The sequence below is a fragment of the Streptomyces sp. NBC_01803 genome (assembly GCF_035917415.1).
In the GTDB taxonomy this organism is placed as follows: domain Bacteria; phylum Actinomycetota; class Actinomycetes; order Streptomycetales; family Streptomycetaceae; genus Streptomyces.
Genome location: NZ_CP109073.1, coordinates 4,572,213 through 4,583,074, shown reverse-complemented (window position 1 = coordinate 4,583,074; position 10,862 = coordinate 4,572,213). Strand labels below are relative to the sequence as shown.

The window sequence follows — 10,862 nt, the reverse complement described above, 5'->3', positions numbered from 1 at the left end:
TGTTTCGGGGGTGTGGCGACAGGCAGGATTCCTGTTATGACACGTGCGCTGGAGAAGGGGGCAACAATTCACCTTCCCTTCGGCGTGCTGCGCGTCGTGCTGCGCTGGACGCCGATCGGCCGCGGATCGGGTCCCGCGGTGCCGGATCTGGATCTCTCCGCGCTGCTGGTCGACGCGGGCGGACGGGTGCGCTCCGAGGGCGACTTCATCTTCTACAACCAGCCGCGCCATCCGACGGGCCTGGTCAGGCGGCTGCCGAAGCGGCGGGACGCGGAGGGGCTGCGGGACACCGTGGAGGCGGAGCTGACACGGCTGGACGCGACGGTGCGGCGCGTGGTGCTGGCCGTCTCGGCGGACGGCGACTTCCGGGCCGCCGCCAGCCGGCCGCGGCTCGCCCTGCACGACGCGGCGGCGGCCGACGGCGCGCCGCTCGCGGTCCTGCCGCTGGCACCGCTGCGCCGGGAGACGGCCCTGGTCGGCGGCGAGCTGGTGCGGGTGGCCGGGAACGGCTGGGAGTTCAGAGCGTCCGGCGGCGGCTACCCGGGCGGACTCATCGCGCTGGCGGCGGACTTCGGCATCACGGCGGCCAACCGCCGTGCCCCCGACCCCCGCCGCCCACCCGCCTACGGCTACCCCCAGCCCGACCCGGCGTTCACCCTCCCCCCACAGGGACCGCAGTTCCTGCCCTGACCAAGGAGGTCGTCCCATCCGGGCTCCGCCGGAGGGAGCCCGGTGGCCGCCGGGCGCGAGAATCCGCCGCGCGGACCCGGGATAAGGGTGGGCGAGTGGGTGGCGAAGACTCAGGCCCGCAGACGGCTCGGCTTCGTGCCGCGGCCCCAGGACATGCCCCAGCCGTACAGCCGGTCGATCTCGGACTGGAAGCCGTACACGTACTTCACCTCGCGCCGCGCGATCAACTGGCCCTTGTGGTGCTCGATCAGCGCCACCGCGCACGACCGGGCGTGCGGCGCCGGGTCGGTCAGGCCGATCTCCACGTTCTTCCCGTCGGCCGACACCAGCGTGACCACGACATCGGCGCGGTCGAAGGCGGGGATGCCGTCGTAGATGTAGACGAAGACGAGCAGCCGCTTGAACTCCTCGGCGTGGTCCAGGTTCACGTAGAGGTTCTCGCCCGAGCCCGTGCCGAACCGGTCGTCGCCGCTGAGCTTGATGTACGGCGGCGCGTTGAAGTCGCCCTCCAGACCGCCCAGGGACTGGATGACCCCCTTGGAGCCGTCCTTCAGCTCGTACAGGCACGCCAGGTCCAGATCGATGCTGGCGACGCCCTGCGAATGCCCTTGTACCTCGGCCGGCTTGAAGATCTCCAGCGGGCGCCGCCACAGCGTCGACCACTGCGTCGGGTTGAAGTCGGTGGGCGGGCGCGTCCGCCAGGACAGCTCGATCCGCAGCGTGCCCGTCTCCGCGCCCTCGCCCGTCAGCGGGGCCACGGCGTTCCGCTTGGTCAGCTCCACCGCGTACGTCGACGGGCCGCCGACCGTGTCGAACTTCTGCTTGGGCATGCCGCCATGCCGCCAGTACGTCCACAAGGACACCATGGCCGCCCCTCCCCTTCGTCGTCGGCTCCGTGACCCACGCGGTCCGTGACCCACGCGGTGGGACGGAGCCGGTGACCGGCCCGTCCCCCTACGTAAGATTCCGCGTTCCGCGTGGCCTCACACCCCTGAGCTCACCGCCGGCTTCTCCGCCGCCTCGCCGTTCGCCGCGTCCAGTCTGTTGTGCCGGACCGACGACCAGAACGCCGCCGCGATCAGGCCCACGCCGACGAGACCGGTGACGACCTCGGGCAGGTGCCAGCGGATGCTCACCAGCAGCATGACGGCCAGGGCGCCGATGGCGTAGTGCGCGCCGTGCTCCAGGTACCGGTAGTCCTCCAGCGTGCCCTGGCGGACCAGGTAGATGGTGAGCGACCTGACGTACATGGCGCCGATGCCGAGACCCAGCGCCATCTCGAAGATGTCGTTGGTGATGGCGAACGCGCCGATGACGCCGTCGAAGGAGAACGAGGCGTCCAGGACCTCCAGGTAGAGGAAGAGGAAGAACGCGGCCCGGCCTCCGGCGCCGATCAGCGTGGGCTGCCGCCCGGCGCGGGCCGCGGCCTCCTCCGCCTCGTGCGCCCGCTCCTCGTCCTCCTCCAGCCGGTCCTCGAAGAATCCGGACAGGCCGCCGACGATCAGGTACGTGAGCAGGCCGGCGATCCCGGCCAGCAGCACCGTCTCGGTCTTGTCGGCGTGCAGGCCGCCGTGCTGGTACGCCTCGGGGGCGATGAAGGACGCGGTCAGCAGCAGCGCGGCGAGGGCGACGCCGACGGAGAAGGCGTCGATCTTGCCGAGCCTGGCCAGCGGGCGTTCCAGCCACCGCAGCCACATGATCTCCCGCTCCTCGAAGATGAACTCCAGGAAGATCATCATCAGGAACATCCCGCCGAAGGCGGCGATCGCCGGATGGGCGTCGGTGACCAGGAGCTCATACCGGTCCGGGTCGTCGATCGCCAGATCCACCGCCTCGATCGGGCTGACGCCCGCGGTGAGCGCGACGATCACGACGGGAAAGACCAGCCGCATGCCGAAGACGGCGATCAGGATGCCGATGGTCAGGAAGATCTTCTGCCAGAACTCGTTCATCCGCTTCAGGACACCGGCGTTGACCACCGCGTTGTCGAAGGAGAGCGAGATCTCCAGGACGGAGAGGATCGCCACCACGGCGAAGCCCTCCCACCCCCAGAGGAAGAAGGCGGCGGCCAGGCCGACCACCGTGACGCCGAATGACCAGCCAAAAGTTTTCAGAAACACAAGAATTCCAGTCTCCCGCGCGGGGCCGGGTATGTGCAGGCAGACACGTCAGACAGGGGGCCGGTTCCGTGCCGTCGGCCTGGTCGTTGATGCCGGGGGGCCGGGTTCCCCTGGAGGGGCCCGGAAATCACAGCGCCGGACTCACAGAGCCTGGAGCGCCGTGGCGTAGTCGCTCAGGTCGCGGGCGTCGGGCAGGGCGTTGACGACCGTCCAGCGGACCACGCCCTCCTTGTCGATGATGAAGGTGCCACGGACGGCGCAGCCCTTCTCCTCGTCGAAGACGCCGTAGGCGCGGGAGACCTCGCCGTGCGGCCAGAAGTCGGAGAGCAGCGGGTACTCCAGACCCTCCTGCTCGCCGAAGACCCGCAGCGTGAACGGCGAGTCGTTGGAGACGGCGAGGAGCTGCACGTCGTCGTTGACGAACGTCGGCAGCTCGTCGCGCAGCGCGCACAGCTCGCCGGTGCAGACGCCGGTGAACGCGAAGGGGTAGAAGAGCAGGACGACGTTCTTCCCGCCGCGGTAGTCCGCGAGCGAGACGGTCTGGCCGTGCTGGTTCCGGAGCTGGAACTCGGGGGCCTTGTTGCCGGGCTCAAGTGCCATGGGCGGGTAATCCGTTTCCCTGTCGGAGGTAAAGTTACTCCGCCCAGCCTACGACGCGGTCCCCGGCGGCCGACGAGCCCCCGGGGACCTGATGCCCGTACGCGGTGCGCGCGGGGTGCGCGTGACCGCGTGGGCCCTACTTCTTCCCGGCCGCCTTCGGGGTCACCAGCCGGCTGCCTGACCAGTCCCTGCCCGCGCTGACACTGCTGGTCTGCGCCAGGCCCGCGGTCTGTGCCGCCTCACCGATCTCGCTCGGCTCGACATAGCCGTCCCGGCCTGTCTTCGGCGTCAGCAGCCAGACGGGTGCCCCGGGGTCGATCATCGTGGTGGCATCCACCAGCGCGTCGGTCAGATCGCCGTCTTCCTCGCGGAACCACAGCACCACCGCGTCGGCCACGTCGTCGTAATTCTCGTCGACGAGCTCCTGGCCCGTGATGGCCTCGATTCCCTCGCGGAGTTCCTGCTCGGCGTCGTCGTCATAGCCGAGCTCCTGGACCACCTGTCCGGGCTGGAAACCCAGCCGAGCGGCGGGGTTGGTCCGCTCCTCCGCGTGGTCCGCGGTCGCGCTCACGGATAGCTCCTGTCCTGTGTCGGAAGTACGGGGAGGCCGCGCGTGCGCGCGGCTTGGGCGTAGTCCACACGGGCGGGGCGGATCGCGCAAGTACCCGGCCGCCGAGCCTGCCCAAACGTTGACGTCTTGGCCCCCGACGGCCGCGTGATCTGCGCCATAGTCAGCGAACGCCTGTTCGTGGGGCGCGCCGGGCGCGCATGGATGCGGTCAAGAATGCGTGACGATCATGGAATCGCGGTTACTGATCAGTAGAGGTGACGTTTCGCGTTCGGCGGTGGACCATGGAGGCGGCGCGACACATGCAGAGCAGACAACTCATACAGTGAAGGAACAGCGTGGCTTCCGGATCAGATCGCAACCCGATCATCATTGGCGGCCTTCCCAGCCAGGTCCCGGACTTCGACCCTGAGGAGACTCAGGAGTGGCTCGACTCGCTCGACGCCGCCGTCGATGAGCGAGGCCGGGCCCGGGCCCGCTATCTCATGCTCCGCCTGATCGAGCGCGCCCGAGAGAAGCGGGTCGCCGTGCCCGAGATGCGCAGCACGGACTATGTGAACACCATCGCGACCAAGGACGAGCCGTTCTTCCCGGGTAACGAGGAGATCGAGCGCAAGATCCTGAACGCGACCCGCTGGAACGCGGCCGTGATGGTGTCCCGCGCCCAGCGCCCCGGCATCGGGGTGGGCGGCCATATCGCCACCTTCGGCTCCTCGGCCTCCCTCTACGACGTCGGCTTCAACCACTTCTTCCGCGGCAAGGACGGCGGTGAGAGCGGCGACCAGATCTATTTCCAGGGTCACGCCTCCCCCGGCATCTACGCCCGCGCCTTCCTCCTCGACCGCCTCTCCGACCGCAACCTGGACGCGTTCCGCCAGGAGCGTTCCAAGGCGCCGCACGGACTCTCCAGCTACCCGCATCCGCGCATGATGCCGGACTTCTGGGAGTTTCCGACGGTCTCCATGGGCCTGGGCCCGATCAGCGCGGTCTACCAGGCCCGGATGAACCGGTACATGCGGGCGCGCGGCATCGCCGACACCTCCCGGTCGCACGTATGGGCGTTCCTGGGCGACGGCGAGATGGATGAGCCCGAGTCGCTCGGCCAGCTCTCCATCGCGGCCCGGGAGGGCCTGGACAACCTGACCTTCGTCGTCAACTGCAACCTGCAGCGGCTCGACGGCCCGGTGCGCGGCAACGGCAAGATCATCCAGGAGCTGGAGTCGATCTTCCGCGGCGCCGGGTGGAACGTGATCAAGCTGATCTGGGACCGCACCTGGGACCCGCTGCTGGCGCAGGACCGGGACGGCGTCCTGGTCAACAAGCTGAACACGACGCCGGACGGCCAGTTCCAGACGTACGCGACGGAGACCGGCGCCTATATCCGCAAGCACTTCTTCGGTGACGACCACCGCCTGCGCGCGATGGTCGAGAACATGAACGACGACCAGATCCTGCACCTGGGCCGGGGCGGTCACGACCACCGGAAGATCTACGCGGCGTACAAGGCGGCCCTGGAGCACCAGGGGCAGCCGACGGTGATCCTCGCCCAGACGGTCAAGGGCTGGATGCTCGGGCCGAACTTCGAGGGCCGCAACGCGACCCACCAGATGAAGAAGCTCACCCCGGCCGACCTCAAGGGCTTCCGCGACCGGCTGCGGCTGCCCATCCCGGACAGCCAGCTGGAGTCCGGCGCCCCGCCGTACTACCACCCGGGTCCGGACTCGGAGGAGATCGAGTACATGCACGACCGCCGACGCGAGCTCGGCGGTTATGTGCCGACCCGCGTGGTGCGGGCCAAGCCGCTGACACTGCCGGGCGACAAGGCGTACGCGGCGGTCAAGAAGGGCTCCGGGCAGCAGCAGATCGCCACCACGATGGCGTTCGTGCGGCTGCTGAAGGACCTGATGCGGGACAAGGAGATCGGCAAGCGCTTCGTGCCGATCGCGCCGGACGAGTACCGCACCTTCGGCATGGACTCGCTCTTCCCCTCGGCCAAGATCTACAACCCGCTGGGGCAGACCTACGAGTCGGTGGACCGCGAGCTGCTGCTGTCGTACAAGGAGTCGCCGACCGGCCAGATGCTGCACGACGGCATCACCGAGGCCGGCTGCACGGCGTCGCTGATCGCCGCCGGGTCGGCGTACGCGACGCACGGCGAGCCGCTGATCCCGGTCTACGTCTTCTACTCGATGTTCGGTTTTCAGCGCACCGGTGACCAGTTCTGGCAGATGGGCGACCAGCTCTCGCGCGGTTTCGTGCTGGGCGCGACCGCCGGCCGCACGACGCTGACCGGTGAGGGGACGCAGCACGCCGACGGTCACTCCCAGCTCCTGGCCTCGACCAACCCGGCGTGCGTCGCCTACGACCCGGCGTTCGGGTTCGAGATCGCGCACATCGTGCAGGACGGGCTCCGCCGGATGTACGGGGAGAACGCCGAGGACGTCTTCTACTACCTCACCGTCTACAACGAGCCGATCATCCAGCCGGCCGAGCCGGCGAACGTGGACGTCGAGGGCATCCTCAAGGGCCTCTACCGGTACCGGGAGGGCACGGCGGGCGGCGTCCCGGCGCAGATCCTGGCCTCCGGCGTGGCCGTGCCGTGGGCGATCGAGGCGCAGCGCATGCTCGCCGAGGAGTGGGGCGTGAAGGCGGACGTCTGGTCCGCCACCTCCTGGAACGAGCTGCGGCGGGAGGCCGTCGCGGTCGAGGAGCACAACCTGCTGCACCCGGAGGAGGAGCAGCGGATTCCGTATGTGACGCGCAAACTCCGGGGCTCCGGGGGTCCGTTCGTGGCCGTTTCCGACTGGATGCGGTCCGTTCCGGACCAGATCGCGCGCTGGGTGCCCGGCACGTACCAGTCGCTGGGCGGTGACGGGTTCGGCTTCGCCGACACCCGGGGAGCGGCGCGCCGCTTCTTCCACATCGACCCCCAGTCCATCGTGCTGGCCGTGCTCACCGAGCTGGCGCGGGAGGGCAAGGTCGATCGGTCGGTCCTCAAGCAGGCCATCGACCGCTACCAGCTGCTCGACGTGGCCGCGGCCGACCCCGGCCCGGCCGGCGGCGACGCCTGATCGGTTCCTCCGGCGGGCTCCCCGGCGCGCACCGCGCCGGGGAGCCCGCCGCCGTCTTCGGGCCGCCCAGGATGCGGCGGCCCCTCGGGACACGGCGACGCGGGACCCGGAGCGGTGAGCGCCCGGCGGCCCCGGCGGCCCCGGAGCCCCGGGAGCCCGCACAGGCGTCCCACGCGCACCACGCGCGGCACGCCTCTCCGAGCTGACGCGAACACACCCATCCGGGGGAAGCCGTTTCGTCAGCCACGGCCCTTACGATGACCCGCATGGGTGATGTGCTGGCCGGAATCCACTCCACTTGGGAGTTCGACACCGACTCCGTGCTCATCCGCTTCGAACGGGGGATACGCACACCGAAGCTTTTCCAGGTGCTCGGCGAGCGCCGAATCCCGTATGAGGCGCTGAGCTCGGTCGACCTCGCTCCGGGGACACGCAAGGGCACCGTGGTGCTGCACGCCGTGCCGCGTCCCGGGGCCGATCCACTGCTGGAGGCCGCCGCGGGCCAGCTCAGACAGGCCGCCGACCCGTACCGGCTGGTGCTCCCGGCCGAGCGCGAGACCCTCGCCGCCTACTACGCCACCGAGCTGCGCTCGGCCCTGGGCCCGCGCGCGGACGAGGACGCCGACCACTATCTGGTGGCGGCACCGGCGGCGCCGCTGCAGTTCAAGGCGTTCGACGGCAAGGTGTCGTTCGACGGCAAGGTGGTCTCGTTCCGCTGGTTCTGGACCGGCGCGTCGTCGGCGAAGTGGAAGGCGGGCGACCAGTCTTTCCCGGTGAGCGAGCTGGCGGACGTCGAGTGGCGCTCGCCCGAGATCGCGGGCGGCCATCTGCGGCTGCGCCGCCGGGGCCCGGACGGCGCCCCCCAGGACCACGACGGGCCGGCCGACCAGGACCCGGCGGCGGTGGTGTTCGGCCTCGGCTACGGCCTGGTCCACGAGTCGCTCCCGCTGGCGGCGTCCGTCCTCGAAGCGGTCCGCGCGGCGGAGCCGATCACCAGCGACCGGCTGGACGGAAGCCGCCGCCGGGGCAATCCGGCGGACATAGCCAACCGGATCCGCCATCTGGGCGAGCTGCACGCCGCCGGTCTGCTGACGGACGAGGAGTTCACGGCGAAGAAGACGGAGCTGCTCGCCGAGCTGTGAGCGGTCCCCCCGGTCCCCCGGTCCGGTCCGTCGGGGGCGAACCGGCGGCGGGGGGCCGGGGGCGGGGGGCCGGGGGCCGCACCGGGCCCCGCGCGGGATTACTCGCGGCCCGCCGAGGTGAAGGCCATGTCCCGGTAACGGTCGCCCGCGACCCGCGCGGCGATGGGGTCCAGGGCGGCCAGCTCGTCCGCGGTCAGCTCGATCCGGGTGGCCGCCGTGTTCTCCTCCACCCGGGTGCGCCTGCGGGTGCCGGGGATCGGGATCACCGTCATCGCGCGCGCCGCCGCCTGGGCGTGGAGCCAGGCCAGCGCGATCTGCCCGAGCGTGGCGCCCCGGGCCTCCGCGATGCGGCGGACCGGCTCCAGCAGGGCGCGGTTGGTCTCGGCGTTGGAGCCGTTGTAACGGGGCTGCTGGCGGCGGAAGTCGTCGGCCGTCAGCTCGGCGCTGGCGTCGGTGAAGGCGCCGGTCAGGAAGCCCCGGCCGAGCGGCGAGTACGGCACGAAGGCGACGCCCAGCTCCTCGGCCGCCGGCACGGCGGTCCGCTCCACGTCGCGCGAGAACAGCGACCATTCGGACTGGACGGCCGCGATCGGGTGCACGGCGTGCGCCGCGCGCAGCTCGGGCCCGGTGACCTCGCTCAGGCCCAGCTGCTTGACCTTGCCCTCGGTCACCAGCTCGGCCATCGCCCCGACCGTTTCCTCGATCGGCACGGCGGGGTCCCGGCGGTGCATGTAGTACAGGTCGATCACGTCCACGTCCAGCCGCCGCAGGCTGCCCTCGACGCACTCCCTCAGGTAGGGCCGGTCGTTGCGGATGCCGCGCGCCGTGGGGTTGGCGGGGTCGATGACGATCGCGAACTTGGTCGCGATGGTGATCTCGTCGCGGTGGGCGCGGAAGAACGGCGACAGGAACGTCTCGTTCTCGCCCTGGCCGTAGATGTCGGCCGTGTCGAAGAGGGTGACGCCGAGGTCGAGCGCCCGCTCCAGCGTGGCGCGGGCCTCGGCGGCGTCGGTCGGTCCGTAGGCGAAGCTCATGCCCATGCAGCCGAGCCCCTGGACGCCGACGCGCGGGCCGCCGGTGCCGAGCGTGGCAGTGTCGATCGTGGTGGTGTCGCTCATACGAGGGTTCAGGGCCTTTCCGACGCCCTTCGGGCGTCAGCGTAGAAATCGATCTTGAAGTCGAGAACCGCCAGGGTGCCCTGGAGTTCGACGACGCGGAGCAGCACGCTCTCGCGCGTCGCGCACAGCAGCGCCCTGCGCTCGGCGAACGTGTGCTCGCCCTGCCGCACGAGATTGGCGTAACGGACCATGTCCGCCACCGCCATTCCGGTCAGCCGGAGCTTGTTGACGAACGCCAGCCACTCCAAGTCGCGGTTGGTGTACCGGCGCTGGCCCGTGTGCGAGCGGTCGATGTGCGGCATCAGGCCGATGCGCTCGTACCAGCGCAGCGTGTGGACGCTCAGTCCGGTGTGGGCGGACACCTCGCTGATCGTGTACTGGTCGTGTCCGTCGGGTCTCGGCTTGGGCTTGGCGGGCGCGCACTGACCGACGGTCTCGTCAAGCCCTGGCTGCTCCTGCTGGGTCAGGGTCATACCCGCACGCTAAAGAGCTGGAGTGCACTCCAGGCAAGCGGCGCCGGTGGTGAAACGCCCGCACACGCGCCGGTATCGCGCGCCCCGGTGGCCCGACGTGCTCGGCGGTACCGTGCGGCCCGTGCCTTCGACACCGTCGGCCGAAGGCCGACCGCGCGGCGGCGGCCGGGACGGGCTCCGGCACCGGAGCCGGGACGGGACGGGGTGGGACGGGACAGGGTGGGACGGGACGGGACCCGGGAACGTCAGGAGCTGACCGGGATCCTCGGGACCACGATGTCCAGCGGGCCGTCCGGAACGGCGACCGCGTCCGTGCTCCAGCCCCAGATCGAGCAGACCCGGCGCTGCGGGTCGCTGTGCCCGTCGCGGCCGTGCAGCAGGCGGTAGTTGTCGACGCAGATCATCTCGCCCGCCGCGACGCGGAACATCGGCCCGGTGTCCCGCGCCGCCACCACGGCCTTCTCCCACGCCTTGACCAGCGGCCACCGCGCCGCCTCGTCCGGCCCCTCGGCCGGGGCCAGCCACGGGTGGTAGCGGCCCTGGAAACGGCCGGAGCCGGTGACGCGCGCGATCGGGGCCAGGGCGCCCTGGGGGTAGTTGGGCTCGGAGTGGTCGATGGCGACCGACCGGCAGAACTCCGCCAGCTCCGCCGTCTCCGGATCGGCGGCGAGCAGGTCGAGCAGCCGCCTGGTGTCGATGACGAAGGAATCGCCACCGGAGTCGGCGGGCCGTTCGCACCACAGGAAGAGGTGGTCGGGGGCGTAGTCGCCGAAGGCGAAGCCGTCGTTGTGGGCGACCATCCGCTCCTCGCTCGGGGCGAAGGAACGCTTGCGCCCGCGCGCGTCGACCGGCTGCGCGGCGACCTCCCTGGCCTCCTGGTCGCCACGCGCCTTGGTCGCCTCGAACTGAGTGCCGATCCGGACTCCCTTGTCCCCCATCACCTCCCGGCCGAAGGCGACGGCCGACCGCTCGTCCGGCAGGCCCGTCACGATCGCCGCGCCGTCCGCCGCCAGCACCTGCCTCGCCTCCCGGGCGCTCGCCACCCTGCGGGGCACGAAACTCGCCGAGCTGAGATCCATC

General features: G+C 70.8%; 10 protein-coding genes. 3 read left to right on the top strand and 7 right to left on the bottom strand.

All coding sequences use genetic code 11. The features are described from left to right. Window positions 1-36 precede the first annotated feature (36 nt). Entirely contained in the window at window positions 37-690 is a 654-nt protein-coding gene (locus OIE51_RS20785) for a TerD family protein (RefSeq protein WP_326599254.1), read from the top strand. A 110-nt stretch (window positions 691-800) separates the two neighbouring features. Here the strand turns inward: OIE51_RS20785 and OIE51_RS20780 are convergent, their stop codons facing one another. The 4 genes from OIE51_RS20780 to OIE51_RS20765 all read right to left on the bottom strand — a co-directional run bounded on the left by OIE51_RS20780 (window position 801) and on the right by OIE51_RS20765 (window position 3,981). Beyond that, entirely contained in the window at window positions 801-1,556 is a 756-nt protein-coding gene (locus OIE51_RS20780; RefSeq protein ID WP_326599253.1) for a Tellurium resistance, read from the bottom strand. 117 nt (window positions 1,557-1,673) lie between these two features. After that, window positions 1,674-2,810, bottom strand: coding sequence for a DUF475 domain-containing protein (locus OIE51_RS20775; RefSeq protein ID WP_326599252.1), 1,137 nt, complete (start codon window positions 2,808-2,810; stop codon window positions 1,674-1,676). Between the two features lie 141 nt (window positions 2,811-2,951). Further along, window positions 2,952-3,410: a peroxiredoxin gene (locus OIE51_RS20770; protein ID WP_326599251.1), complete on the bottom strand. Its 459-nt coding sequence runs from the start codon at window positions 3,408-3,410 to the stop codon at window positions 2,952-2,954. A gap of 136 nt (window positions 3,411-3,546) precedes the next feature. After that, window positions 3,547-3,981 (bottom strand): DUF3052 domain-containing protein, encoded by a 435-nt coding sequence (locus OIE51_RS20765; protein ID WP_326599250.1) that lies wholly within the window; start codon window positions 3,979-3,981, stop codon window positions 3,547-3,549. 335 nt (window positions 3,982-4,316) lie between these two features. On the opposite strand from OIE51_RS20765, the gene aceE reads away from it, so the two are divergent. After that, window positions 4,317-7,049 carry a pyruvate dehydrogenase (acetyl-transferring), homodimeric type gene (gene aceE / locus OIE51_RS20760; RefSeq protein ID WP_326599249.1) on the top strand — a complete coding sequence of 911 codons (2,733 nt, stop codon included), beginning with the start codon at window positions 4,317-4,319 and terminating at the stop codon, window positions 7,047-7,049. A 266-nt stretch (window positions 7,050-7,315) separates the two neighbouring features. Then, the gene (locus OIE51_RS20755) at window positions 7,316-8,191 is read left to right on the top strand and encodes a DUF4429 domain-containing protein (RefSeq protein WP_326599248.1); all 876 of its coding nucleotides are present in this window, start codon (window positions 7,316-7,318) and stop codon (window positions 8,189-8,191) included. Between the two features lie 98 nt (window positions 8,192-8,289). Here the strand turns inward: OIE51_RS20755 and OIE51_RS20750 are convergent, their stop codons facing one another. From OIE51_RS20750 to OIE51_RS20740, 3 genes are all read right to left on the bottom strand, one after another. Further along, window positions 8,290-9,309 (bottom strand): aldo/keto reductase, encoded by a 1,020-nt coding sequence (locus OIE51_RS20750; protein ID WP_326599247.1) that lies wholly within the window; start codon window positions 9,307-9,309, stop codon window positions 8,290-8,292. Between the two features lie 8 nt (window positions 9,310-9,317). Further along, window positions 9,318-9,782, bottom strand: coding sequence for a MerR family transcriptional regulator (locus OIE51_RS20745; RefSeq protein ID WP_326599246.1), 465 nt, complete (start codon window positions 9,780-9,782; stop codon window positions 9,318-9,320). 245 nt (window positions 9,783-10,027) lie between these two features. Beyond that, window positions 10,028-10,861 carry a TauD/TfdA family dioxygenase gene (locus OIE51_RS20740; RefSeq protein WP_326599245.1) on the bottom strand — a complete coding sequence of 278 codons (834 nt, stop codon included), beginning with the start codon at window positions 10,859-10,861 and terminating at the stop codon, window positions 10,028-10,030. Window position 10,862: the final 1 nt, after the last annotated feature.